This window comes from Citrobacter sp. Cpo069, assembly GCF_030332785.1.
Classification (GTDB): domain Bacteria; phylum Pseudomonadota; class Gammaproteobacteria; order Enterobacterales; family Enterobacteriaceae; genus Citrobacter; species Citrobacter portucalensis.
Genome location: NZ_JAOWHD010000063.1, coordinates 189,219 through 213,792 on the forward strand (window position 1 = coordinate 189,219; position 24,574 = coordinate 213,792).

Annotated in this window: 26 protein-coding genes; 6 read left to right on the plus strand and 20 right to left on the minus strand. The window is 51.7% G+C overall.

What is annotated here, in order from left to right:
- Window positions 1-38: 38 nt before the first annotated feature.
- The 8 genes from rna to citC form a co-directional block, all read right to left on the minus strand.
- Window positions 39-845, minus strand: a complete 807-nt coding sequence (rna, locus tag OGY08_RS23505; protein ID WP_048236469.1) for a ribonuclease I — start codon at window positions 843-845, stop codon at window positions 39-41.
- 110 nt (window positions 846-955) lie between these two features.
- Complete coding sequence (citT, locus tag OGY08_RS23510) at window positions 956-2,419, minus strand: citrate/succinate antiporter CitT (protein WP_003831271.1); 1,464 nt, start codon at window positions 2,417-2,419, stop codon at window positions 956-958.
- A gap of 25 nt (window positions 2,420-2,444) precedes the next feature.
- Window positions 2,445-3,350 (minus strand): triphosphoribosyl-dephospho-CoA synthase CitG, encoded by a 906-nt coding sequence (gene citG / locus OGY08_RS23515; protein WP_003831272.1) that lies wholly within the window; start codon window positions 3,348-3,350, stop codon window positions 2,445-2,447.
- The gene (gene citX / locus OGY08_RS23520; protein WP_003831273.1) at window positions 3,319-3,873 is read right to left on the minus strand and encodes a citrate lyase holo-[acyl-carrier protein] synthase; all 555 of its coding nucleotides are present in this window, start codon (window positions 3,871-3,873) and stop codon (window positions 3,319-3,321) included. The genes citG and citX overlap by 32 nt, the downstream gene beginning before the upstream one ends.
- A gap of 3 nt (window positions 3,874-3,876) precedes the next feature.
- Window positions 3,877-5,409, minus strand: coding sequence for a citrate lyase subunit alpha (gene citF / locus OGY08_RS23525; RefSeq protein WP_057067702.1), 1,533 nt, complete (start codon window positions 5,407-5,409; stop codon window positions 3,877-3,879).
- Between the two features lie 9 nt (window positions 5,410-5,418).
- Window positions 5,419-6,327, minus strand: coding sequence for an aldolase/citrate lyase family protein (locus OGY08_RS23530; RefSeq protein ID WP_003831275.1), 909 nt, complete (start codon window positions 6,325-6,327; stop codon window positions 5,419-5,421).
- On the minus strand, window positions 6,324-6,620 hold the full coding sequence (gene citD, locus OGY08_RS23535; protein WP_003831276.1) for a citrate lyase acyl carrier protein: 297 nt from the start codon (window positions 6,618-6,620) through the stop codon (window positions 6,324-6,326). Before citD ends, OGY08_RS23530 begins: the two co-directional genes overlap by 4 nt.
- Window positions 6,617-7,693: a [citrate (pro-3S)-lyase] ligase gene (citC, locus tag OGY08_RS23540; protein WP_003831277.1), complete on the minus strand. Its 1,077-nt coding sequence runs from the start codon at window positions 7,691-7,693 to the stop codon at window positions 6,617-6,619. The genes citD and citC overlap by 4 nt, the downstream gene beginning before the upstream one ends.
- Before the next feature lie 391 nt (window positions 7,694-8,084).
- Between citC and dpiB the strand changes: the two genes are divergently transcribed.
- Together dpiB and dpiA are read left to right on the plus strand one after the other, a co-directional pair.
- Window positions 8,085-9,746: a sensor histidine kinase DpiB gene (gene dpiB, locus OGY08_RS23545; RefSeq protein ID WP_008784080.1), complete on the plus strand. Its 1,662-nt coding sequence runs from the start codon at window positions 8,085-8,087 to the stop codon at window positions 9,744-9,746.
- Window positions 9,715-10,395 carry a two-component response regulator DpiA gene (gene dpiA / locus OGY08_RS23550; protein ID WP_003831279.1) on the plus strand — a complete coding sequence of 227 codons (681 nt, stop codon included), beginning with the start codon at window positions 9,715-9,717 and terminating at the stop codon, window positions 10,393-10,395. The genes dpiB and dpiA overlap by 32 nt, the downstream gene beginning before the upstream one ends.
- Window positions 10,396-10,511: 116 nt before the next feature.
- On the opposite strand, the gene dcuC is transcribed toward dpiA, so the two are convergent.
- Window positions 10,512-11,897, minus strand: a complete 1,386-nt coding sequence (dcuC, locus tag OGY08_RS23555; protein ID WP_125362495.1) for an anaerobic C4-dicarboxylate transporter DcuC — start codon at window positions 11,895-11,897, stop codon at window positions 10,512-10,514.
- Between the two features lie 462 nt (window positions 11,898-12,359).
- On the opposite strand from dcuC, the gene pagP reads away from it, so the two are divergent.
- Window positions 12,360-12,923, plus strand: coding sequence for a lipid IV(A) palmitoyltransferase PagP (gene pagP / locus OGY08_RS23560; protein ID WP_125362496.1), 564 nt, complete (start codon window positions 12,360-12,362; stop codon window positions 12,921-12,923).
- Between the two features lie 189 nt (window positions 12,924-13,112).
- A complete protein-coding gene (cspE, locus tag OGY08_RS23565; protein WP_000034825.1) occupies window positions 13,113-13,322 on the plus strand; it encodes a transcription antiterminator/RNA stability regulator CspE in 210 nt (69 codons plus the stop codon).
- Window positions 13,323-13,374: 52 nt separating this feature from the next.
- On the opposite strand, the gene crcB is transcribed toward cspE, so the two are convergent.
- Window positions 13,375-13,758, minus strand: a complete 384-nt coding sequence (gene crcB, locus OGY08_RS23570; protein WP_003831281.1) for a fluoride efflux transporter CrcB — start codon at window positions 13,756-13,758, stop codon at window positions 13,375-13,377.
- A gap of 90 nt (window positions 13,759-13,848) precedes the next feature.
- Between crcB and OGY08_RS23575 the strand changes: the two genes are divergently transcribed.
- Both OGY08_RS23575 and tatE read left to right on the plus strand, forming a co-directional pair.
- Window positions 13,849-14,637, plus strand: a complete 789-nt coding sequence (locus OGY08_RS23575; RefSeq protein WP_048214698.1) for a deaminated glutathione amidase — start codon at window positions 13,849-13,851, stop codon at window positions 14,635-14,637.
- A 128-nt stretch (window positions 14,638-14,765) separates the two neighbouring features.
- Complete coding sequence (gene tatE / locus OGY08_RS23580) at window positions 14,766-14,969, plus strand: twin-arginine translocase subunit TatE (protein ID WP_003022699.1); 204 nt, start codon at window positions 14,766-14,768, stop codon at window positions 14,967-14,969.
- A gap of 97 nt (window positions 14,970-15,066) precedes the next feature.
- On the opposite strand, the gene lipA is transcribed toward tatE, so the two are convergent.
- The 10 genes from lipA to OGY08_RS23630 all read right to left on the minus strand — a co-directional run bounded on the left by lipA (window position 15,067) and on the right by OGY08_RS23630 (window position 24,541).
- Window positions 15,067-16,032, minus strand: coding sequence for a lipoyl synthase (lipA, locus tag OGY08_RS23585; protein ID WP_125362497.1), 966 nt, complete (start codon window positions 16,030-16,032; stop codon window positions 15,067-15,069).
- A gap of 206 nt (window positions 16,033-16,238) precedes the next feature.
- Window positions 16,239-16,880, minus strand: coding sequence for a lipoyl(octanoyl) transferase LipB (lipB, locus tag OGY08_RS23590; RefSeq protein WP_125362498.1), 642 nt, complete (start codon window positions 16,878-16,880; stop codon window positions 16,239-16,241).
- Between the two features lie 115 nt (window positions 16,881-16,995).
- Window positions 16,996-17,259: a DUF493 family protein YbeD gene (gene ybeD / locus OGY08_RS23595; protein ID WP_003022706.1), complete on the minus strand. Its 264-nt coding sequence runs from the start codon at window positions 17,257-17,259 to the stop codon at window positions 16,996-16,998.
- 106 nt (window positions 17,260-17,365) lie between these two features.
- Window positions 17,366-18,577 carry a D-alanyl-D-alanine carboxypeptidase DacA gene (gene dacA / locus OGY08_RS23600; protein ID WP_003022711.1) on the minus strand — a complete coding sequence of 404 codons (1,212 nt, stop codon included), beginning with the start codon at window positions 18,575-18,577 and terminating at the stop codon, window positions 17,366-17,368.
- 142 nt (window positions 18,578-18,719) lie between these two features.
- A complete protein-coding gene (gene rlpA, locus OGY08_RS23605; RefSeq protein ID WP_103015083.1) occupies window positions 18,720-19,829 on the minus strand; it encodes an endolytic peptidoglycan transglycosylase RlpA in 1,110 nt (369 codons plus the stop codon).
- 10 nt (window positions 19,830-19,839) lie between these two features.
- Window positions 19,840-20,952 (minus strand): peptidoglycan glycosyltransferase MrdB, encoded by a 1,113-nt coding sequence (gene mrdB / locus OGY08_RS23610; protein ID WP_003022718.1) that lies wholly within the window; start codon window positions 20,950-20,952, stop codon window positions 19,840-19,842.
- 2 nt (window positions 20,953-20,954) lie between these two features.
- Complete coding sequence (gene mrdA, locus OGY08_RS23615) at window positions 20,955-22,856, minus strand: peptidoglycan DD-transpeptidase MrdA (protein WP_003831292.1); 1,902 nt, start codon at window positions 22,854-22,856, stop codon at window positions 20,955-20,957.
- 30 nt (window positions 22,857-22,886) lie between these two features.
- Entirely contained in the window at window positions 22,887-23,354 is a 468-nt protein-coding gene (gene rlmH, locus OGY08_RS23620; RefSeq protein ID WP_003022725.1) for a 23S rRNA (pseudouridine(1915)-N(3))-methyltransferase RlmH, read from the minus strand.
- Between the two features lie 3 nt (window positions 23,355-23,357).
- Window positions 23,358-23,675, minus strand: a complete 318-nt coding sequence (rsfS, locus tag OGY08_RS23625) for a ribosome silencing factor (protein WP_003022728.1) — start codon at window positions 23,673-23,675, stop codon at window positions 23,358-23,360.
- A gap of 254 nt (window positions 23,676-23,929) precedes the next feature.
- On the minus strand, window positions 23,930-24,541 hold the full coding sequence (locus tag OGY08_RS23630; protein ID WP_048235891.1) for an adenosylcobalamin/alpha-ribazole phosphatase: 612 nt from the start codon (window positions 24,539-24,541) through the stop codon (window positions 23,930-23,932).
- Window positions 24,542-24,574: the final 33 nt, after the last annotated feature.

Below are 24,574 nucleotides of genomic sequence, written 5' to 3' on the forward strand. Positions count from 1 at the left end.
TACGGACCGACGCCAGCTCGCAGCGTCGGTCGCAAGTTTCAGTATCCCACTTTGTCGATAATAAACTGTTTACCGCAGCTACCCGGATGCGGTTGCGGTAAGAATGACTGGGCAGATAACGTCTGGTTGATGTTGTCGGCTTTCAGGGATAACTGGATCTCAGTGAGATACGCTGGATTGCCGTGGCAGCTTAGCTTCACAGCTTTGACGTTTTCTTTGCCCCAGCTTTTGGCAACGGCGGCGTCAAATGCGTTACGGCTGACGGTTTTGCCGTAGTTTTCCGCCAGGAATTTGCCCACCTCGCTGTCCTTAACCTCATTATTCAGCCGCACCATCGTGCCGAAGTACGCGTCGGGATCAAAACCGAAACACGCGCCATGTTTGGCATACTCGTAACGTTCCAGACAGGATCTTCCTCCAGCGCCGGGCATTACGGCGCTGAGTTTTGCCGCGCTTTCCAGCGACAGCCCGGTTTCGGGGGCCGCGCATTTACGGCTGGCGCGGGCTTCAGGCAGGTTGGGAATAGGGCGAGTCGCGCAGCCAAAACGCATCCAACGGCGATTGTCTACTCCACGGGCGGCAATGGATTTAGGCAGGCTGGGCCATAAACCGTGAACGGTCAGGAAATCAGCTTTGTCTGCGCTCTCTTTTTGCAAACGACATTCGTCAGGCTCCTGACGATTACGCTCGTGTTGGCTCTGACAAAATCCGGTTTGCCAGGAGAGAGCCAGCACGTAGCTGTCAAAATCAGCGTACTGTTTTGCCTGAAGTTCATCGGCCTGAGCTGCAGAAACTGGTAGCAGGAGTGCTGCCAGCAACGAAGAATAACGCCATGTTGATGTCATGATGATTTCGGACACTTATATAAATTCTGAATATCATCTATTTAATCATAAAAAATGCCAGTCAGGTTTAGCTGACTGGCATCATTTTCATCAGGCGTGAACGGGAATGATTAGCTCCACATTGCCAGAATCGGCCAGCCGACCAGCAGAAGCATAGCGATGTAGATAACGCCGAAGATAGCACCCAGACGCCAGTAGTCTTTGGACTTCACATAACCACAGCCGTAGATGATAACGCCTGGGCCTGTTGCATATGGAGTCAGACAGCCCATGATACCGATGGACAGTACCAGCAGGATACACAGGTGTTCCATCGGCACGCCCGGGATACCTTTACCGACGGCCAGAATAACCGGCAGCATGGTGGCGGTGTGAGCGGAAAGGCTGGCAAACAGGTAGTGAGCAAAGTAGAACACCAGCACCAGAACGATCACGGTCGCGTTAGGCGAGAAGCCTTCCAGGTGCGTGCTCATAGTGTTGGCGAACCAGTCGATGAAGCCTGAACGGGTTAAACCATTCGCCATAACGACCAGCGTGGCGAGGTTAACCAGAGTGTTCCATGCGCTGTTATAACGGGTAATATCTTTCCACGGTACAACGTGCAGCGCCAGCATTAGGGAGACAGCCAGCAGGCCCACTGCGGTTGCATCAATCAGTTTACCACCGAAGACCCACAGGCCCAGGCTGAGCAGTACCAGACCGATCAGCGTTATCTCTTTACGGGTCAGTTTACCCATGCCTTTCAGTTCATCACCGGCCCAAGCGGCAACTTCAGCACTGTGAGTAACTTCTGGTTTGTACAGAACGTATGACAGCCACGGAGCAACGATCAGCAAAATAATACCGACCGGCAGGAAGCTGAGGAACCACTGCAACCAGCTGATTTGAATACCGGCAATTTTGTTGACGAATTCCAGACCCAGCACGTTAGGTGCAGCGCCGGTCACGAACATCGAGGAGCTCAGGCTGGTACTGATGACCATCATCCACATCAAATATCCACCGATACGGCGCGCGGAAGGATCGTTCGGGAATGATTTAAACAACGGCGGCAGGTTTTTGATAACCGGGAATACGGTGCCACCGGTACGCGCAGTGTTAGATGGAGTAAACGGTGCCAGCAGAATGTCGATGATAACAATCGCATAGCCCAGCGTCAGGGTACGTTTACCCATGAATTTCACCAGGAACAGCGCGATACGACGACCCAGACCGGTGACTTCATAACCCAGTGCGAAGATAAACGCACCAAACACCAACCATACGGTGGTGCTGGAGAAGCCAGCCAGACCCCATTTCAGCGCTTGCTTACCCGCTTTAAACGCCGGGTCGGCCAGTTCTGAAGCATCAAACAGCAGATAGTTGCTGCCGATAACGCAGATCGTTACGGCGATAAAGCTGATCGCTGTTGCCGGAATTGGCTCCAGGATCATACCGACGATCATCGCCACAAACACGGCAAAGTAGTGCCAGGCCTGTGGAGGCATTCCATCAGGGACGGGGATAAGAAACATGACACCCATGACGACCAGGGGGGCCAATAACTTCCATATTTTATCTTTTGCTAAAGACATGTGTGTGATTCTCCGGAAAGGATCTTTAATTGTGATAATGATGAACTTGTGAAATCTGAGCTAAGAACCAGGTGACGATCAGCAGATCGGCGCAGCCTCCGGGACTGAGGTTGCGTTCAATGCACTGTTGGTCGAACTGGTGTAGATATTCGAGATCGGCAGGGGTACGAATCCCCCCTTGCTGCATCAGGGCGGTGGCCTGCTGCTGTAGCCAACGCAGACCTTCTGCGCCGCCACGTGAAGCCACGTTGGTGTCGCCGTTGATAGACATCAGCAGCAATAATGTGTCGAGTAACGCCAGTTCAGGGTCGCGGCCCTGAGTCAGCAGTGCGCGGTAGTGTGGCAGGGCATGCTGGATGACTAGCGGATATCCCGCTTCGGCTTCGCCCCGTGCGCCGGTTAATCCCAATTGCTGATAAAGACGTTGGCCAGCCGTGAGTTGTTGATTGTTCTGGCGCAGTTCGCGCTCGGTCAGGCCACGGCAAAATGTTGCTGCCGTAGAGCAAATGGTTTCAGCGGTAACAGTGAGTTGGAGCTGGTGCAGGCGGCCAATGGCGGCGCACAGCAGTCCCAGTGAAAAGATACTCCCTTTATGGGTGTTCACCCCGGCGGTGGCGCGGAACATATCGGCTTCGCAGGCCATGCCCAGCGGGCGCAGTCCTTTCAATACATCCTCAGGCGACAGCTGTGCGCTAAACGCCCCATATTCAATAAAACGTGGTAGCCATGACTGAATCGCTTCAGCGCTGCGATGAAAATCTTCCAACGCCATATCTTTATGCGCGCCGTTGTTAATACGATCTACCAGACCGGGTTTGGGCGACAGGTTGACTTCAGTCAACATGGCGCGCCACGCAAGCGTTGCGTAAGCATCAGGCAGATCCAGAGGAAGGACTGCGTTATTGGTTGATGTTGCGGGAATCGGCATCATGCAGCAGTGCCTCCATCTGAGTGAGTAAGTCGGAAAGTGCGTGGGTTTTACCCCGCGCACAGTCGGCAGCACTTTGCTCGCACAGCAGACAGCGGCGGGCAGGGAGTGCGAAATGACGCCGGGACAGAATTTCCCCTTCAGGGGTCAGGACATCGATATCCCATAGCCGTCCCAGCGGGTGTGAATGCTCAAGTTCAATTGTGGCGAGCTTGAGGTCGTGGGCCGGAGCCTCAATAGACAAAAGACCTTCTGGACCGCTGGCAGAAACCAGCGCTGTTTGCTCCCTGACAATCCAGGTGGATTGTTTCGCCAACGCGAGCAAGGCGGTTACGCCGTGATTAAAGATACGACGGGTTAATTCGCTGTCTTTAATCGGTCCCGGTGCGACGACGGTAAACGAGACCAGCGGCGCAGAGTGGCGTGTCAGCCACTCCTGTTGCCTTGCCTGTCTCTCATCGCGGCTGGCTAGCAGCTCGGGAATGGAAACCGCGTGTTGGGTGGCGTATTCAGGGAGCAGGTGCATGGTTTATTCCTTCACCTGATGCACAACGTCAATCACTGAACCATCGCGGTAACGCACAACGGCAATCACGCGGTCAGTGAATTCGATAGCGCATGGCTGACCGGTGAGCTGCTGTGCACGTTCGCGCAGCCATTCAATGGACACCACTTTCATACCGGCTTCTTTCAGACGTTCTGCCAGTTCCGGACGTGCAGGGTTGACGGCGATACCGTGGTCAGTGACCAGAATGTCAACGCTGGAGCCTGGGGTTACGCAGGTCAGCACGTTATCAACCAGGGTCGGGATGCGTCCGCGAACCAGCGGCGCGACGATGATAGACAGCGCAGCGGCAACCGCGGTATCGCAGTGACCGCCGGATGCGCCGCGCAGTACGCCGTCAGAACCGGTCAGTACGTTGACGTTGAAGCTGGTATCAACTTCCAGCGCGCTGAGCACCACGACGTCCAGACGATCGACGGATGCGCCTTTTGAGCCCCAGTTGGCATACTGGTTGGCACTGATCTCAATGTGGTTTGGATTGCGGGCCAGCGATTCTGCGGCGTTACGGTCAAAACTCTGAACGTCCAGCAGTTTGCGAATCAGGCCTTTTTCGTGCAGGTCAACGATGGTAGCGGTAATGCCGCCCAGCGCGAAGTCGGCACGGATATCGCGGCTGCGCATTTTGTCTTCCAGGAAACGCGTAACGGCCAGAGAAGCGCCGCCGGTTCCTGTCTGCAGTGAGAAGCCTTCGTTGAAGTAGCCGGAATTAGCAATGACCTCAGCCGCGCTACGGGCGATTAACAGTTCACGCGGGTTGGTGGTCATGCGGGTCGCATCGGCACCAATTTTGTCCGCATCGCCGACCTGATCGATCTGCACGATCAGATCTACCTGATCCTGCGTAATGCTGGCCGGGTTATGCGGATAGGTCAGCAGCTGTTCAGTCAGCAGGACAACCTGTTTCGCGTTTTCGGCGTCTACGCGGGCATAGCCCAGTGAGCCGCAGCACGCTTTACCGGTATAACCGTTGGCGTTGCCAAACTGGTCGCAGGACGGCACGCCGAGGAACGCCACATCAATGCTGAGCTCGCCACTTTGCACCAGGTGCACACGGCCACCGTGGGAGTGAATTTGTACCGGTTCGGCTAGCAGGCCACGTGAGATTTCTTCCGCCAGCGGGCCACGCAGACCGGAGGTATAAATGCGGCTAACCACGCCCTGACGGATGTGCTCAACCAGTGGAGCATGGCAGTCGCTCAGAGAGCTGGAGGCCAGCGTCAGATTTTTAAAGCCCATATTGGCGATGGCGTCCATCACCAGGTTAATCGTCAGATCGCCACCGCGAAAAGCGTGATGGAAAGAGATGGTCATACCATCCTGTAAACCAGAACGACGAATGGCGTCTTCCAGGTTAGCGCACAGCTTTTTGTCGCGCGGTTTTTGCGCCTGCAATTCTACTTTTGCGGTGCTCTGATAAGCGGAAAGCTCACTTTCTGCATGACGGCTCCAGGTCGCCACGCGATCCTGGCGTTGAGACTGTTCGATTTTCTGCGTCATTTTTTTGCCTTATTCTTCGCGAATGCCGGAAAGTTCTGCACGGGAGATAACCAGAAGGGCGCGCTCGATAACCGGGCTGTCGACCATTTTGCCGTTCAGGGAAACTACGCCACGACCTTCGCGAGCAGCGGCTTCAGCGGCTTCCACAACCAGACGGGCGTGAGCCAGTTCTTTGCGCGTTGGGGCGTACAGGTTGTGCAGGAGTTCGATCTGGCGCGGGTTGATGAGCGATTTGCCGTCAAAACCCAGTTGCTTGATATGTGCGGCTTCGTGCAGGAAACCCGCTTCGTTGTTGGCATCGGAATACACGGTGTCGAACGCCTGAATACCGGCAGAACGTGCAGCCTGCAAAATAGAGCAGCGGGCAAACAGCAGTTCAGTACCTTCCGGTGAGCGCTCAGTGCGCAGGTTACGTACATAGTCTTCCGCACCCAGGGCAATACCGATCAGACGTTCGGAAGCATGGGCAATTTCTACCGCGCGGGTAATGCCTAACGGCGATTCGATGGCGGCTAACAGACCGGTGCTGCCTGGCTCACGGCCACAGGCGTTTTCGATACGCAGAATTTCGCTTTCGATGTCGATGACATCCTGCGCGGTATCGGTCTTCGGTAAACGTACGATGTCAGCACCGCCACGTACCACGGCTTCAAGGTCGTTGATACCCCATTCGGAGTCGAGGGCGTTTACACGCACGATGGTTTCAACGTCGTGATACAGCGGATGCTGCAGCGCGTGGTACACCATGCGGCGAGCGGTATCTTTTTCACGCAACGCGACGGAGTCTTCCAGGTCGAACATCAGTGCATCTGCCGGGTAGATGAACGAGTTGCTGACCATGGCGGCATTGGCGCCCGGTACGAACAACATGCTGCGGCGAGTACGAGTTTTACGTTGTTGCAAAGATTCGGAAATCACTGGCAATCCTCCCATGGCAGTGCCGGAATACCGCCAGCGCGGGCCAGTAGTGCTTCCAGTCGCGCACGTAAAATGCAGTCCAGTGCGCCTTTATCATCAACATTCAATTGCACGCCGCGTACGTTGTAGCGGGACAGAACGTCCAGAATGGTGGCCCGGATGGCATCACCGAACTGCTTTTCGACGCTACTGTTAACCTGCAGGTCAATATCCTGCGAATCGAGTGGGGCGATGCGAATCATCACATCACCGGACTCGAGTGTGCCTGCGACGGCTGCCTGGTTTATTTTCATTTTTCACCTGTTGCTAATGCGGGGGTATTTTGGCGGACTGCCGCACCCGATGAGGCTCGCTCAACCATGCTTTGCAGATACTGCAGCGTGGCGTCAGGGACCAGGGATGCGATAGCCGTGAGATCTTTTTTAACCAGCAGCTTGCGCACCCAGGAGGCGGAAATCGGCATCTCCTGGAAGCACAGCCGCTCAATTTCCACCAGTTCAATCGGCGGGGCGGGAAGCGTTGGGGTCTCCAGCCAGTAACGCATGTCGTTGTTATACTGGGAGGTGACGGTGCAATACGGCTCAGTACCGACGAAGCGGTGCGTGACGCCGAGAGCCGGAGCCAGATACTGGCGGAAGATTTTCAGGTCTATTTCGGTGTAGCAGTGGTTAATAACGCTCTGTTCTTTGATGAAGTAACACGGGAACGTGGCGCGGGAAATGATGTACTCCGAACCGCGATGCACGGTTAAACGTGGAATGTCTTTTGTTCCTTTAAGCACCAGATCCAGGCGGTCTTCATACGGAAAACGTGAGGTATCTTCTTTCACCAAAAACAGATGCAGCCAGTCACATTGCGCGGCCGCCTGTTGGATCAGAAAACGGTGTCCGTTGGTGAAGGGGTTGGCGTTCATGACGATACAGCCAATTTTTTTCCCATCATGACGCTGTTTTGCCAGTGATTCGGCGTAGCGTTTCAGACGTGTGGTGCTGTTTTCCATCAATACCATAATGCCGGGAACGCTGGTGAGCGTAGAAAAACCGCACTGTTTAAACAGCGATTCGTACTCGGTTTTGGTATAGATGAAGAGGTGCGTACAATGGCGTTCATAGGCAAGGTTGATTAACTCAGTCGCCAGCGTCAGCGCTAAACCCTCGCCGCGGACAGATTCACAGATTGCGACACACTTAATAATATTCCCAGCGATACCACCGCAGGCAATCAGACGGTCGTCACGGGTGACGGTGATAAATACTTCGACGGTCGTATCTACGCTCAAATCATTCTCTTTCAGAAATTGCGCGATAGCCGCCATCTTTTTATTTTCTGAGCGTTTAACTTGCGTGAATATATTATTACCGAACATAGTGAATAGAGCCCCGATGCTATATTTGTTACTGGGTTTCTGTTTTTGTTGCTCTGTTTAGCAACCTGATAACGTTTTGTTTGCAATTGAAGGGAATGGTTTTTTATTACGGAGTATTTCTTTTTTTCCCTGCTGCATACATCGTAAGGGGTATTTTGGAGGTAATTTTTGATTTATTTCACAATAAGTTAGAAGGTTTTAATGTGTTTTATGGTTTTAAGTTTTTTAATTAATTTAACCCTAAAATAAGGTGTGGTTTTAATTTGTTTAATTGATTTAAGGTGGGGAATCTGCAACGATCTTGTTTTATACCATAACGTGTAAATAGAACATTTTAATTACAACTACAATGAGAAATTAGTTTTAGTTAACGTCGGTGAGGAAAAATGTGATGGCAGAACAGAAAAATAAAACACGGTTTCCTTTTTTCCGCAGTCTGGCGTTTCCTTTACGTATCTTTCTGCTCATTCTGGTCGTTTCTGTTTTTATCATCGCCGCCCTGGCACAATACTTCACCGCCAGCTTTGAAGATTATCTGGCAACGCATGTCCGCGATATGGCAATGAATCAGGCCAAAATCATCGCCTCTAACGACAGTATCATCACGGCGGTTAAGCATCGTGATTACAAGCGATTGGCGACGATTGCCGACAAACTGCAGAGCGGAACTGACTTCGACTACGTGGTTATCGGGGATACCAACTCCATTCGTCTATATCATCCGAACCCGGAAAAGATTGGCTATCCGATGCAGTTCACCAAACCCGGTGCGCTGGAAAAAGGGGAGAGCTACTTTATTACCGGTAAAGGCTCCATTGGGATGGCAATGCGCGCTAAAACGCCCATCTTTGATGACGATGGCAAAATCATTGGCGTAGTCTCAATTGGTTATCTGATCAGCAAAATCGATAGCTGGCGATCGGACTTCTTACTGCCAATGGCTGGGGTATTTATCCTGCTGCTGTTGGTTCTGATGCTGCTCTCCTGGTTTTTCGCTGCCCATATTCGTCGGCAGATGTTGGGTATGGAACCGAAACAAATTGCGCGTGTGGTACGTCAGCAGGAAGCGTTGTTCAGCTCGGTATATGAAGGATTGATTGCCGTGGATCCTGATGGATATATCACCGCAATAAATCGCAGTGCGAGGAAAATGCTGGGGCTGTCTTCACCTGGGAGAAAGTGGCTTGGAAAACCGGTGAGTGAGGTGGTTCAGCCAGCGGACTTTTTCACCCAACAGATTGCGGAAAAACGACAGGACGCGATGGTCAACTTTAATGGACTGAGCGTTATCGCCAACCGTGAGGCGATTCGATCCGGTGACGAACTGCTTGGGGCAATCATCAGTTTTCGTAGTAAAGATGAAATTGCTACTCTTAATGCGCAGTTAACGCAAATCAAACAGTATGTAGAGAGCCTGAGGACGCTGCGTCATGAGCACCTGAACTGGATGTCGACCATCAATGGTCTGCTGCAAATGAAAGAGTATGACAAGGTTCTGGCCATGGTGCAGGGGGAATCCCAGGCGCAACAGCAACTGATTGACAGCCTGCGCGGCGCGTTTGCCGATCGTCAGGTAGCCGGTCTGTTGTTTGGCAAGGTGCAGCGCGCGCGGGAACTGGGTCTCACCATGACTATTGTTCCGGGCAGCCAACTGCATCAACTCCCCGAGGGGCTGGATAGCACAGAGTTTGCAGCAATTGTTGGCAATCTGCTTGATAATGCATTTGAAGCGAGCTTGCGCACCCAGCAAGGCAACAAGGTCGTCGAACTCTATTTGAGCGATGAAGGGGATGACGTGATCATCGAAGTTGCCGATCAGGGATGCGGTGTGCCGGAAGCATTGCGTGAAAAAATATTTGAACAGGGTGTGAGCACCCGTACCGATGAACCAGGTGAACATGGCATCGGTTTGTATCTTATTGCTAGTTATGTGAGGCGCTGTGACGGGGTGATTACGCTCGAAGATAACTCCCCCTGCGGCACCTTATTTTCTTTATTTCTTCCGAAAGTGAAAAAAAACAATGACGGAACCATTAACGCTATTGATCGTTGAGGATGAAACGCTACTGGCGGAAATGCATGCTGAATATATCCGCCATATACCCGGCTTCAGCCAGATATGGCTGGCGGGTAATCTTGCGCAGGCGAGGATGATGATTGAGCGTTTTAAGCCCGGTTTGATTCTGCTCGATAACTACTTGCCGGACGGCAAGGGAATTACCTTATTGCATGAGCTAACCCAGGCGCGTTATCCGGGCGGTGTGGTGTTTACCACGGCGGCCAGCGACATGGAAACAGTCTCCGAAGCTGTGCGCAGCGGCGCGTTTGATTACCTGGTCAAACCCATTGCCTACGAGCGGCTGGGGCAGACCCTGACGCGTTATCAACAGCGGCGACGCATGTTGGCGGGTAATGATAGCGCCAGTCAAAAGCAGATAGATGAGATGTTTAATGCCTACGCGCGGGGCGAGCCGAAAGGGGATTTACCGACCGGGATTGATGCCTTAACGCTGAATGCAGTGCTGAAATTATTTGCCGATCCGACGGTACACCATACAGCAGAAACGATCGCCCAGGCGCTCACCATCAGCCGAACGACTTCCAGACGCTACCTGGAGTACTGTGCCAGCCGTCATTTGATTATTGCGGAGATTATTCACGGTAAGGTGGGTAGGCCGCAGCGTATCTATCACGGCGGCTAAATGCTGATTTCTGACGTAGGCCGGATAAGATGCTTTAGCATCGACATCCGGCAACGTTGCAGTCGAAATGCCGGATGCGGCGTGAATGCCTCATCCGGCCTACATTTCACTGAGTATCAGCCGCCAACGAGGGCTGAAGAAGAACCTGGTACCATCACTTCAGTTGCGATAATCACAACCAACAGCCCAACCAGAACCGGAACCGAAGTACGTTTCACCACTTCGAACGGAGAAATCTTCGCCATACCTGCAACAGCAACCACCACGCCGGAGACCGGGGAGATTGTGCGTCCAAGGTTTGACGCCTGCAGCATCGGGATAACAAGGTAAGCTGGGTTAATGCCGGAGGAATGCGCCAGCTTAGGGATCATCTCAACGAAGGCATAGAACGGAGCGTTACCGGAACCCGTAGTCATTGCCGCCAGCATAGTCAGGATCACCAGCACCATCATCAGAATAATGCTCGCCGAACCAAACGAGGTGGCGATAGATATCAGACTCTGAATAAAGCCGATTGTGCTCAGGCCCTGGGCAAAAACACCCGCAGCGACTAACAACATCACCACGTTAGCAAAGGCATCCGCCATACCACGGTAAGCGACTTCCAGACCAGAGAAAACCTTTTGGGTGTTGAACCCACGTACGAACTCCAGAATAGCCGCGATGAGCATGCACAGAACCAGAATCGTAATGATATGCAGCTGTGGACCCCATTTACCATCAAAAATCAGGACGCCAACAATCGGGGTAAACGGCAGAATGGCGTAAAATGACGGAGCAGTCGTGGTGATTTCAGCCACATCTAACATTTCATGAGAAATGTTCTCTTTTTTATCCAGAAAACGCTGCCAGAAAAAGTGGGCAATCGCCATAGCAATGATGGCGGCAATGGAAATTGGCAGCGTGGTTTTAAAGGCGAAATCGATCAACGGCATTTCCGCAGCTTTTGCCGCCAGCACCACATCACCGGATGTTGGTGAAAGAATAATTGCAGCAGGGGAGGCACAAATGGCCGCTGCGGCGCCACGGCTGATCCCAACGTTAACCATGACCGGGAACAGTGTTGCCATCAGCAATACGCCCAGACCGGTTGCTGACGAAACCGCCAGTGACATCAGGCAGGCGACAAAATAGGCGGCAATCATTAGCAGGTAAGGAGAGTTGATGTATTGCAGAGGCTTGGAGGCCAGCTTAACGACCATATCGTTCGCGCCAATGTGGGTCATATAAGCGGCAAAACCACACAGCATCATGATCATCATGCCGAGATCGCCACCACGGCTCATCAGCAAAATTTTAATATATTCAACAATGTCTGTTGCCGTATAGCCCGTTGATGCCGCGCTGGACGGCAAAACTTTATGCCCCATCAGCGCACTGATAATCAGCAAAACCAGACCACCAACAAACAGTACGCCTGTCGCGGAATAACCTTTAATGATGTAGCGCGCTACACCCACAATAACCACAACCCCAATAAGGAGTTCAATAAATGTCAACATCGTTTCCCCTGTCGCATTGCTGCCCAGAAAGTAAAAAAACTAAAAAAAGTAAAAAGTGGTGACAGAATGTGCCTAATAAACCGATAACTCTTGCTGATTAAAATCAATAAAAATACGGATTCAAGCGATGGTTAAGCCGTTTTTTCAGCATCGCGGTTTAAAAAAGAATCTCACAATAAGAAACTGTGAAGCGCAGCGCTGATGTGTGTGTTTTGTGGCAATAATGAATATTAATTGTTAATTTATTGTGATGATATTTAACTTTTTTCGCAGGAAAGAACAATTTATTGGCAATAAAGAGAAAATAGTTCCTATTAGATGGCTCAATAAACTCATGGATAATTATCTTAAAAATTATAGGCTGAGGATTATTCTGATTTTTTAGCTGCGCATTTTTGTTAAGCTAACATTAAGGTTGGGTTTGCTACAATTAATAATAAATCCCAGGATGGTAATTAAGTTGTGATTGTCGCTAAACGATATTTTCTCATTTTTTCATTTCTTTTTATTCAGTTAGCTTTCATTCCCCAGGGTGCTGCTGAAGATAAAGGCTGGTTCGCTACTTTTAAAGACAACGTCAGTGAAACCTGGCAGCAGCCAGAACATTATGATCTGTACGTGCCGGCTATTACCTGGCATGCTCGTTTTGCTTATGATAAAGAAAAAACGGATCGCTACAATGAACGCCCATGGGGGGCGGGCTTTGGTCAATCCCGTTGGGATGATAAAGGTAACTGGCACGGGCTTTATATAATGGCCTTTAAGGATTCCTACAATAAATGGGAACCTATTGGTGGTTATGGCTGGGAAAAAACCTGGCGACCGCTGACAGATGAAAATTTCCATACCGGACTTGGCTTTACCGCCGGTTTTACTGCGCGCGATAACTGGAACTACATTCCGGTTCCCGTGCTGTTACCGCTGGCATCGATAGGGTATGGTCCGGCAACGTTCCAGATGACCTACATTCCGGGAACGTACAACAACGGTAACGTCTACTTTGCATGGATGCGTTTCCAGTTTTGATGGACTACCTGTATTGTCAGGTGGATTATTAAAAAGTCTTTTAAAAACAGTGCGATATTAACTTTAACTGAAAAATAACGCGACATTTATCACTTTTTGATAAAGTTCGACTGGACAAAGTCCACCACAATTGTTGTACTGATACCCGACACAGCATTTGTGTCTATTTTTCATGTAAAGGTAATTTTGATGTCTAAGATTAAAGGTAACGTTAAGTGGTTTAATGAGTCCAAAGGATTCGGTTTCATTACTCCGGAAGATGGCAGCAAAGACGTGTTCGTACACTTCTCTGCAATCCAGACCAATGGTTTTAAAACTCTGGCTGAAGGTCAGCGTGTAGAGTTCGAAATCACTAACGGTGCCAAAGGCCCTTCTGCTGCAAACGTAATCGCTCTGTAAGCATACGACAGCAAGCATTCAAAACCCGCTTAATTGCGGGTTTTTTTTCGCTTCAGTGCGCGGGAGAGGCCGAAACCAGCCAGAATGCCAGGGCGGTCATCGCAAATGATCCCAACAGATTAACCAGTACATTCACCATAGCCCAACCAAAGCGTCCTTCCTGTAGCAAAAACACCACCTCAGCTGAGAAAGTGGAAAACGTTGTTAGTCCCCCGCAAAAGCCAGTGGTAATCAGTACCTTCCACATTGGATCAATGTTAGTCATGCGATTAAACCACGCCAGACCCATACCAATGATAAATGCGCCAAGTAAGTTTGCAGCCAGTGTACCGAATGGGATGGCCTGATGTAGCGGGTTAAACCTCATGCTCAACATCCATCTTGCTACACTACCTGTACCACCACCGATAAAAACCGCTAAAAGGAGTTGTAACACTGCATAATCCTGCTATTTGATTGTATATAGGATGAGTGTAACGCTGAATAATCGTGGTTGGCGAGCCTAACAACGTTTTCTGGAGGGAATATGTTCGTTGCAGCAGGGCAATTTGCCGTGGGACCTTCATGGGAAAAAAATGCAGAAACCTGCGTCTTATTGATGTCACAGGCTGCAGGAGAGGGGGCGTCGCTGCTGGTATTACCGGAGGCGCTTCTGGCCCGTGACGATCTGGACCCAGACCTGTCAGTGAAATCAGCTCAACTGCTGGAGGGCGGATTTTTGACGCGCTTGCTGCGAGAAAGCGCGCAAAACGAGATGACGACAATCCTGACGATTCATGTTCCTTCTGTGCCAGGCCGGGCGTTTAACATGCTGGTGGCGCTACGGGCAGGTCAGGTCGTGGCCCATTACGCTAAATTACATCTCTATGATGCCTTTTCGATTCAGGAGTCACGTAATGTTGATGCAGGGGACGCCATAGCGCCGCTGCTGGACGTAGACGGGTTAAAAGTAGGGTTAATGACCTGTTATGATCTGCGCTTTCCTGAGCTGGCGCTGGTGCACGCATTGCAGGGAGCGGAAATTCTTGTCTTACCCGCAGCCTGGGTTCGGGGATCGCTTAAAGAGCATCACTGGGCTACGCTTTTGGCGGCAAGAGCGTTAGATGCGACGTGTTACCTGATTGCGGCGGGAGAGTGCGGTAACAAGAATATCGGCCAAAGCAGGGTCATCGACCCCTTTGGTGTGACCATTGCTGCTGCGGCAGAAACGCCCGCGCTAATTATGGCCGAGGTTTCCGCCGAGCGGGTGAGGCAGGTTAGGGCACAACTCCCGGTGTTAAGTAACCGACGCTTTGCGCCACCGCAATTATTATGACGTTTTTTTAAACAAGGCTTGATTCACCTTGTTACAGATTGCTATTGTGTGCGCGCGTCGAAAGGCCGTTAATATTCTCAGGTTAATATGGCGCTTTATGCAGCCTGGTTTAAGTCAAGAAGGTATCTATGGGTGAGATTAGTATTACCAAACTGCTGGTGGTTGCCGCACTGGTTGTTCTGCTGTTTGGTACCAAGAAGTTACGTACACTGGGTGGAGACCTGGGAACGGCAATCAAGGGCTTCAAGAAAGCAATGAACGACGATAATGCCGATGCTAAGAAAGATGCTGATGGTAGCGTTCAGGCTGAGAAGCTTTCTCATAAAGAGTAATGTCAGGAGCATGATGCTCATACTGCATACTCTGCATGAAAAAAAACCGGCAATTTGCCGGTTTTTTATTGCTGATATGTAAGTGAGTATTACACGATTACTTCACTTCCAGCCCTTTGGCCTGCATGTCAGCATGGTAAGAAGAGCGAACGAATGGACCGCAGGCTGCATGGGTAAAGCCCATTGCCATAGCTTCGGCTTTCATCTCATCGAACTCATCCGGGCTCACATAGCGTTGAACCGGCAGGTGATGGCGGCTTGGCTGTAAATACTGCCCCAGCGTCAACATAGTTACACCATGACTGCGCAGGTCACGCATGACCTCAATGATTTCCGCATTGGTTTCGCCCAGACCGACCATCAGACCTGATTTAGTCGGAATCTCCGGGTGCGCTTCCTTGAAACGTTCCAGAAGCTTCAGTGACCAGTTGTAGTCAGCCCCGGGGCGTACATTGCGATAAATACGTGGTACGTTTTCGAGGTTGTGGTTAAACACATCCGGCGGAGTGGCGGTGAGAATATCCAGCGCGCGATCCATACGACCACGGAAGTCAGGCACCAGCGTTTCGATTTTAATCGACGGGCTTTTCTCACGAATAGCGGTGATGCAGTCAGCAAAGTGCTGAGCACCGCCGTCACGCAGATCGTCGCGGTCAACGGAGGTAATGACGACATAGCGCAGCGCCATGTCAGCAATCGTCTGAGCAAGTTTTAACGGCTCGTTAGCATCAGGAGAAACCGGACGGCCATGGGCAACGTCACAGAATGGGCAACGGCGGGTACAGATTGCGCCGAGGATCATAAAGGTTGCAGTTCCGTGATTGAAACATTCAGCCAGGTTAGGGCAGGAAGCTTCTTCGCAGACAGAGTGCAGGCCATTTTTGCGCATTGCCGCTTTGATGCCCTGGATGCGAGTGGAGTCCGCTGGCAGTTTTATTTTCATCCATTCCGGTTTACGCAGCAGGGCTTCACGCTCTGTTGCCACATTTTTTACCGGGATAAGAGCCATCTTATCGGCATCGCGGTATTTAACACCGCGTTCCATCACAATGGGTTTACTCATAGCTTGCGTGTTCCAGTTGCGAATTACGAAGGAAAGCGTTTCAATTCAAGGGAATGTTGCATTTATCAACTATTTTTGAATTAGTGATACGCAGTATATCATTGAAACGGGCCAGAAAGCAGCCTGACAGGCTGGCAAAATGTAAAATAGTTGTTGTTTTGTGCCATTTGCCACAACATATGCCGTGGCAAAGTATGCGCGTATTTTCAGTCCGCGATGTACTCGTGCGGTGGGTTACCCAACAGCGCCAGAATGTTGGCCAGCAGCCTTGGGCGAATGCTCTCGGTCGTGGCTGTGCTATCCCACTGCGATATCTTCGCCATTTCCATTCCGGCATAACCACAAGGATTGATACGCAGGAAAGGCGACAAGTCCATATCCACGTTGAGCGCTAAGCCGTGAAATGAACAACCTTTACGAATACGTAACCCCAAAGAGCAGATTTTCTTCTCTCCAACGTATACGCCAGGCGCATCGGCTCGCGGGTGAGCGTCAATACCGATTTCCGCAAGGGTATTCACAACGGTTTGCTCCAGCAGCGTAACCAGTTCGCGAACGCCAAGTTTACGACGCTTCAGGTTCAACAGCACATACATGACCTGCTGGCCCGGCCCGTGATAAGTCACCTGACCGCCACGATCGCTCTGGATCACCGGAATATCTCCCGGCATCAGTACGTGCTCTGCTTTACCTGCCTGACCCTGGGTAAAAACAGGATAATGCTCTACCAGCCAGATTTCGTCATAACTGTTTTCATCGCGGGTATCGGTGAATTCGTGCATGGCCAGAGAAACTGGCTCGTAAGGTTGAAGACCGAGCTGGCGGACAAGAATTTTATCCTGATACAAAACGGCATCTCCGTAGATACTCACATAGAGTAGAGAATATAAAAGAGGGGGAAAAGTATATCACAGGAGGGAGGGGTTACCCGAGCGGGGGATGCAGCGGGTAACCAACAGGTTTTTACAGTACCATGCGTACGATATCGATATTGCCTAATTCTTCGTACAGCGTTTCAACCTGCTCAATGTGTGTAGCAGTAATAGTGATTGAGACCGAGTGGTAGTTGCCTTTGCTGCTCGGTTTTACCGTCGGAGAGTAATCACCTGGCGCATGGCGCTGTACCACTTCAACCACCTGATCAACCAGCTCAGGCAACGCCTGCCCCATTACTTTGTAAGTAAATGGAGTAGGGAATTCAAGCAGTTCGTTAAGTTTGGTTTTCATGTCAGCTCCGGCGTTACATCAATAAATAATAACTCCCACAGCGCGTGGGAGTTATCTGGATACCTAGTATATGGGGACGTAAATCACACTTTCAAGTGTTCAATTTTTAGCCAAACCAGTGATGGAACATTAATTTAATGTAATCAATGATTTTCCCAAAGAAGTTGCCTTCAGGGATTTCCTGCAGGACTACCAGCGGGCGCTGCTCAATGGTTTTGCCATCCAACTGGAAGTTGATGGTGCCGACAACCTGGTTTTTCTGCAGCGGTGCGTGCAGTTCTGTGGTGTTCAGCACATAGCTTGCTTTCAGATCTTTCATGCGGCCGCGCGGAATAGTCAGGTAGACATCTTTATCTACGCCTAACGATGCACGATCGGTATTACCAAACCAGGCGGGCTCTGAAGCAAACTCTTTACCGACTTTCAGTGGGTTCACGGTTTCAAAGAAACGGAAGCCCCAGGTCAGCAGTTTTTTACTTTCGGTTTCACGACCTTTATAGGTGCGGCCACCCATGACGGCGGAGATCAGACGCATCTGACCTTCGGTTGCGGATGCAACGAGGTTATAGCCAGCCTTGTCGGTATGACCGGTTTTGATACCGTCGACATTCAGGCTGTTATCCCACAGCAGGCCGTTACGGTTTAACTGACGGATGCCGTTAAAGGTGAACTCTTTTTCTTTATAGATAGAGTATTCGTTAGGCACGTCGCGAATCAGCGCCTGACCAATCATCGCCATGTCGCGAGCCGAGCTGTATTGACCGTCAGCGTCGAGACCATGAACGGTCTGGAAGTGGGTGTTTTTCAGGCCCAGCGCGTTCACATAGCTGTTCATCAGACCGACGAAAGCATCCTGGCTGCCGGCTGCGAAGTCCGCCATTGCTACGCACGCGTCATTACCGGATTGCAGGTTGATACCACGGATAAGCTGAGAAACAGGAACCTGCATGCCAGGTTTCAGGAACATCAATGATGAACCTTTAAAGACCGGGTTACCTGTAGCCCAGGCGTCATTGCCGACGGTGACCAGATCGGTTTCTTTGAATTTCCCGGCTTTCATCGCCTGGCCGATGACGTAGCTGGTCATCATTTTGGTCAGACTGGCGGGATCGCGGCGAGTGTCAGCGTTCTGTTCTGCCAGAACTTTGCCTGAATTGTAATCAATCAGGATATATGACTCCGCATCGATCTGCGGAACACCTGGGATCATGGTTTTAATATTCAGGTCATCGGCATGGGCAGCAGAGAGAGAAGCTGCGCAGAGAGCCGCGGTGAGCGCCATACGCTGCACGAAACGAGCGGAAAAAGTGGTCTTCATGGTCTGAACTACGACGTCCGTGATGAAATTAAAAAAAGTGCCCTACTATAGCAAATGCAAAACGGGCAGGCATCTGACTTTCCGCGTGACTTTGTTAATGTCATTTACAGAAACTGACAGTTCAGATACCTGATTTACGTTATTACACGCCGGTGATGAAGGACTGTAATTGCGCCTCGGCTTGAAGACGCTGCTGCAATGTGGAGGCTTCAGCTTTGCTGGCGAACGGCCCCATCTGGATACGCCAGACTGCGCCGTTTTGTACCACCCGACCTGGGACGCCAAATTGCTGGCTTAAACGTTTTTGATACTGCTGCGCACGCGACTGCTCGCTGACTGCGCCAACCTGAACCACGTAGCGTCCGTTGGCTACTGCCGCTGGCGCAGGTGCTGCGACGGCGGTTGGTGTTGCTGCTGGTGCGGTTGGCGTTACCGGTGCGGTGGTGGTCGGTTGCGGAGCCGGAGTCGGCTCGCTACCTTCCAGCACGCCTGCAGCGAGCGTGGTCGGCGCACCGAGGAATCCACTGCTGTTCACTGGCGCACCGGTTGTATCATCGCTTTTCAACGTGGAATTGCTGATCGGACGAATATCGCCTTGCGGCTGACCCGCATCCGATGGCGCAGGCATGCTGCCCATATTGCCACCGCCGCTTAAATCAGGACGCGCGGGCAGGGCATAGGTTTGTTTCGCTACCGTGGTACAAGCCATTCCCGGCCCGGACAAGGAACCATCCTGGGCGACGATGATCGGGTCGATACGTACTTTGGTATTGTTGGAGGTATTCAGACGGTCGGCTGCTGCACGTGAAAGTGAAATCACGCGATCGTTGCCATAAGGGCCGCGATCGTTAATGCGCACGACAATCATCCTGCCATTAGCCAGGTTAGTTATTCTGGCATAGCTTGGGACTGGCAGCGTCGGATGCGCTGCGGTTAACTGCATCGGGTCGAACGCTTCACCAGACGCGGTTAAGTTGCTTCCGGGTTCCGCATCATAGATAGCGGCAAGCCCTGCCTGGCTAAAGCGGGAAGGGTCCTGGACGATTTTGTAGCTCTTACCATCACGCTGATAGTCCTGATTCGCCGTTGGGTTCAGGGGTTCAAAGCGCGGATCGGCCCCGCTGATTTCAACAATCGGACCATTACACACCGCAGGCTGCGGCGCGACAGCACCCTGTTGCTGACCATCATCACTCGAACACGCCGCGAGCATTCCTGCTGCGATGCAGATACCAAGCCACTGCTTACGCATTGCGTACCCCTTACACGCTTTTCGATAACATTTTTCTATGGGTATGGATCGACATAACAATCCCGAACCCAGCCATCAGCACGATAAGTGCCGAGCCTCCGTAACTGACCAGTGGGAGAGGAACGCCAACCACGGGCAGAATACCGCTCACCATACCAATATTTACGAAGACATAAACGAATAATATCAACATTAAACCACCCGCCATGACGCGACCAAAGGTGGTTTGCGCGTGGGCAGCGATCCATAATCCGCGCATAATCAGCAAAATGTACAGCGCCAGCAGAATTAAGATCCCTACCAGACCCAGTTCTTCCGCTAATACCGCGAAGATAAAATCTGTATGACGTTCGGGTAAAAACTCAAGCTGCGACTGCGTACCGTGTAGCCAGCCCTTACCACGTAGACCGCCGGAGCCAATAGCAATTTTAGACTGAATGATGTGATAACCCGCACCCAGCGGATCGGTTTCCGGATCGAGTAACATCATGACGCGCTGACGTTGATAATCATGCATCAGGAAGAACCACAGTATCGGGATAAACGCCGCAACCAGGACCACCGCAACACCGATTAAACGCCAGCTCAAACCAGAAAGGAACAGAACAAACAGACCGGAAAGGGCGACCAGAATTGAAGTTCCGAGGTCTGGCTGGGCGGCCACCAGCAGGGTGGGCATAAATATCAGCACCAACGCAATGGCGGTATTTTTTAGCGATGGCGGGCAAACATCACGGTTGATGAAGCGCGCGACCATCAGCGGCACGGCAATCTTGGCGATTTCGGAAGGCTGAAAACGCACAATCCCCAAATCCAGCCAGCGCTGCGCGCCTTTGGAGATAGCGCCGAAGGCATCTACCGCCACCAACAGAATGATGCAAAAGATGTAGAGATAGGGTGCCCAGCCCTCATAAACCCTGGGCGGGATTTGCGCCATCACCACCATGATGACCAGGCCCATCGCGATCTGACCGACCTTGCGCTCCATCATGCCAATATCCTGGCCGCTGGCGCTCCAGATGACCAGCGAGCTGTAAACCAGCAGCGCCAGCAAAATAAGCAACATCGTGGGATCGATGTGGATTTTGTCCCAGAATGTTTTTTTGTTCGGATTATCCGTCACGATTATTGGTCCTCCGCTGCTGCAACCGCGGGGTTTTCTGCAGGCAGATTGGTGTTATTGTCGCCCAACATAATGTGGTCAAGGATCTGGCGCATAATGGTACCTACAGCCGGGCCCGCGCCACCGTTTTCAAGGATTATGGCGACAGCAACCTGGGGCTTATCATAGGGTGCGAAGGCCGTCATCAGCTTGTGGTCACGTAAGCGCTCGGCGATCTTATGTGCGTTATAGGTTTCATTGGCTTTCAGGCCAAAGACCTGTGCAGTACCGGATTTCGCCGCAATTTTGTAAGGTGCGCCAGCGAAATATTTGTGCGCAGTACCGTTAGGACGGTTGGCTACACCGTACATGCCGTCTTTTGCGATTTCCCAATAACCGGAATGAATGTCACCAACGGGTGGTTCGTGTGGCTGGATCCACGGCACTTGCTTGCCGTTTTCTGCTGTGCTCATCAGCAGATGCGGGACTTTTACCAAACCGTCGTTGATAAGGATCATCAGCGCTTTACTCATCTGGATAGGGGTTGCCGTCCAGTAACCCTGACCGATGCCGACCGGAATGGTATCACCCTGGTACCATGGCTTTTTAAACCGTTTTTGCTTCCACTCGCGGGTTGGCATGTTTCCGGCGCGCTCTTCGGCAAGATCGATGCCCGTATATTGGCCGTAGCCAAACTTGCTCATCCATTCTGAAAGGCGGTCTATCCCCATATCATAGGCGATTTGATAGAAAAACGTATCCGCCGACTCTTCCAGAGAACGGGTGATGTTCAGATGGCCGTGCCCCCATTTTTTCCAGTCGCGGTAGCGTTTCTCAGAGCCGGGTAACTGCCACCAGCCCGGATCGAACAGGCCGGTATTGCGGGTGATGACGCCCGCGCTTAATGCAGATACCGCGACATATGGCTTAACCGTCGAAGCCGGAGGATAAACGCCTTGCGTGGCGCGGTTAACTAATGGGGTATTCGGGTCATTGAGCAATCCAGAGTAATCTTTGCTGGATATGCCATCCACAAACAGGTTCGGATCGTAGCTCGGCATGGACACCAGTGCGAGAACGCCACCGGTACGCGGGTCGGTGACTACCACCGCGGCACGACTGCCCGCCAGCAGCGTTTCGATGTACTGCTGGAGTTTCAGGTCAAGGGTGAGATAGATATCGTGCCCGGCCTGCGGCGCCACTTCTTTCAGTTGGCGAATGACGCGGCCACGGTTGTTCACTTCAACTTCTTCATAACCAGTCTGGCCGTGAAGTACGTCTTCATAATAGCGTTCAATACCTAACTTACCGATGTCGTGCGTCGCCGCGTAGTTGGCCAGCTTGCCGTCTTTGTCCAGGCGGTCCACGTCTTTATCGTTGATCTTCGATACGTAGCCAATGACGTGGGTCAGCGCAGAGCCGTAGGGGTAATAGCGGCGTTTATAGCCTTTAACTTCGACGCCGGGAAAGCGATATTGATTAACGGCGAACCGTGCCACCTGAACTTCACTCAGGTTAGTTTTTACCGGAATGGAGGTGAAGCGGTGTGAACGGGCGCGCTCTTTTTTAAAGGCGGCAATGTCGTCGTCCGTCAGGTCTACGACGTTACGCAGCGCGTCGAGGGTATCCTGAACGTTGTCGACCTTTTCCGGCATCATTTCTATCTGATATATGGTGCGGTTAAGGGCGAGCGGAATTCCGTTACGGTCATAAATGATGCCGCGACTGGGGGCGATAGGCACCAGTTTGATGCGGTTTTCGTTCGAGCGAGTCTGATAATCAGTAAAGCGAACGATTTGCAGATTATAAAGGTTGGCGATCAGCACGCCGGTGAGCAGCAAAATCCCCAAAAAAGCGACCAGCGCCCGGCGCACAAACAGCGCGGACTCAGCCGAATAGTCGCGAAAAGAATTCTGTAGTTTCATCCGCTGCTTAATCTACTCAAGAATCAATGATCACTCACGGTGATAAGGATGGTTGGTGGTGATGCTCCACGCCCTGTACAGACTCTCCGCGACCAGAACCCGAACAAGAGGGTGAGGAAGGGTTAACGCAGAGAGTGACCAGCTTTGTTCCGCTGCCGCTTTACAGGCAGGGGAGAGACCTTCCGGCCCGCCAATCAATAGACTGACGTCACGACCGTCCAGTTTCCAGCGTTCCAGTTCAGTCGCCAGCTGCGGCGTGTCCCAGGGTTTACCAGGGATATCAAGGGTGACGATGCGGTTTTTGCCTGCGGCAGCCAGCATCTGCTCACCCTCTTTGTCGAGAATGCGTTTAATATCCGCGTTCTTGCCGCGTTTCCCTGCCGGGATTTCGATCAGCTCAAAGGGCATATCTTTCGGAAACCGACGGAGATACTCCGTAAAGCCGGTTTGCACCCAGTCAGGCATCTTCGTACCCACAGCGACAAGTTGCAGCTTCACGCATTAACTCCAGAGTTTTTCCAGTTCATACAGGCGACGGCTTTCTTCCTGCATCACGTGGACAATCACATCACCGAGGTCAACGACGATCCAGTCTGCAACGTTCTCGCCTTCTACGCCGAGCGGCAGCAGGCCAGCTGTGCGGGACTCCTGAACAACGTGGTCTGCGATAGACATTACATGACGGCTGGACGTGCCGGTGCAGATAATCATGCAATCAGTGATGCTGGATTTGCCCTGAACGTCTAAGGCGATGATGTCTTGACCTTTCAGGTCATCAATTTTGTCGATTACAAAATCCTGAAGTGCTTTACCCTGCAAGTGTTCCCCCTGGGTGAAAAGAGTTAAAAACGTCTGTTAGTATACCTGAACCAGAGGCGATATCGGGACAAATGTCTCCGAAAGCGCTTTTGAAGTGCGCTATCATCCCACCCCACGCCGCAGAATGCATCGCCATTTTTGTAAAACAATTTCTGCAAAGCTCTGAAGGGCGGGAAAAGTCAGGTTGCGGAGAATAACAGCCTGTCATGGGGTGTCAATGGGAGAGAAGCCCTTCGGCAGAAAAAACAGGGCTTTCACTCCCCGTCGTGCCATACAGCCCGGCTGTTGAGCACTTTAAGAACCGCAAAATCGTCGCAAAAATCAATTGCGCTCCAGCAACCTTGTTCGACGCGAAAATGCCACATTGCTGTAGCCGGCATGGACAGCAGACGGGCGATCAACACGCTCAGAACACCCTGATGGCTCACCACCAGTAGGTTTTGGCACGTTTTGTAATCAGCGAGCTGAGCAATAAAGCGTTCCACGCGCAGGGAAAACGCCTGAAAACCTTCACCATTGGTTGGCGTCGCATTCTGCCAGTCGTTACACCACACGGCGTAGTTTTCGGCGTCTTCTCGCGCCAGATCACGATGATGGCGCATTTCCCAGTCACCAAAAAACATCTCATTGAGCTCAGGCATGTTGCGCACAGGAACCTCGCGATCGCCTAAGATCAACTGCGTTGTATGGCGGGCACGTTCCAACTCGCTGCACAGAACGTTGTCGACAGGCACATTGCGTAACAGCGTACCCAGTGTTTGCGCCTGAGCGATACCCCGTTCCGTTAGCGGTGTGGGGGCGTGGCCGCTGTATAAACCAGCGACATTGGCTTCAGTTTCTCCATGACGTACTAACCAGAGTCTCATTTTTTCCTCTTGAGGTTATTCGCACAAAACATG

Excerpts from the sequence above, each read along its gene's own strand:
- rna (WP_048236469.1), bottom strand. The coding sequence starts at position 845 with ATGACATCAACATGGCGTTATTCTTCGTTGCTGGCAGCACTCCTGCTA.
- citT (WP_003831271.1), bottom strand. The coding sequence starts at position 2,419 with ATGTCTTTAGCAAAAGATAAAATATGGAAGTTATTGGCCCCCCTGGTC.
- citG (WP_003831272.1), bottom strand. The coding sequence starts at position 3,350 with ATGATGCCGATTCCCGCAACATCAACCAATAACGCAGTCCTTCCTCTG.
- citX (WP_003831273.1), bottom strand. The coding sequence starts at position 3,873 with ATGCACCTGCTCCCTGAATACGCCACCCAACACGCGGTTTCCATTCCC.
- citF (WP_057067702.1), bottom strand. The coding sequence starts at position 5,409 with ATGACGCAGAAAATCGAACAGTCTCAACGCCAGGATCGCGTGGCGACC.
- citD (WP_003831276.1), bottom strand. The coding sequence starts at position 6,620 with ATGAAAATAAACCAGGCAGCCGTCGCAGGCACACTCGAGTCCGGTGAT.
- citC (WP_003831277.1), bottom strand. The coding sequence starts at position 7,693 with ATGTTCGGTAATAATATATTCACGCAAGTTAAACGCTCAGAAAATAAA.
- dpiB (WP_008784080.1), top strand. The coding sequence starts at position 8,085 with ATGGCAGAACAGAAAAATAAAACACGGTTTCCTTTTTTCCGCAGTCTG.
- dpiA (WP_003831279.1), top strand. The coding sequence starts at position 9,715 with ATGACGGAACCATTAACGCTATTGATCGTTGAGGATGAAACGCTACTG.
- dcuC (WP_125362495.1), bottom strand. The coding sequence starts at position 11,897 with ATGTTGACATTTATTGAACTCCTTATTGGGGTTGTGGTTATTGTGGGT.
- cspE (WP_000034825.1), top strand. The coding sequence starts at position 13,113 with ATGTCTAAGATTAAAGGTAACGTTAAGTGGTTTAATGAGTCCAAAGGA.
- OGY08_RS23575 (WP_048214698.1), top strand. The coding sequence starts at position 13,849 with ATGTTCGTTGCAGCAGGGCAATTTGCCGTGGGACCTTCATGGGAAAAA.
- tatE (WP_003022699.1), top strand. The coding sequence starts at position 14,766 with ATGGGTGAGATTAGTATTACCAAACTGCTGGTGGTTGCCGCACTGGTT.
- lipA (WP_125362497.1), bottom strand. The coding sequence starts at position 16,032 with ATGAGTAAACCCATTGTGATGGAACGCGGTGTTAAATACCGCGATGCC.
- ybeD (WP_003022706.1), bottom strand. The coding sequence starts at position 17,259 with ATGAAAACCAAACTTAACGAACTGCTTGAATTCCCTACTCCATTTACT.
- dacA (WP_003022711.1), bottom strand. The coding sequence starts at position 18,577 with ATGAAGACCACTTTTTCCGCTCGTTTCGTGCAGCGTATGGCGCTCACC.
- rlpA (WP_103015083.1), bottom strand. The coding sequence starts at position 19,829 with ATGCGTAAGCAGTGGCTTGGTATCTGCATCGCAGCAGGAATGCTCGCG.
- mrdA (WP_003831292.1), bottom strand. The coding sequence starts at position 22,856 with ATGAAACTACAGAATTCTTTTCGCGACTATTCGGCTGAGTCCGCGCTG.
- OGY08_RS23630 (WP_048235891.1), bottom strand. The coding sequence starts at position 24,541 with ATGAGACTCTGGTTAGTACGTCATGGAGAAACTGAAGCCAATGTCGCT.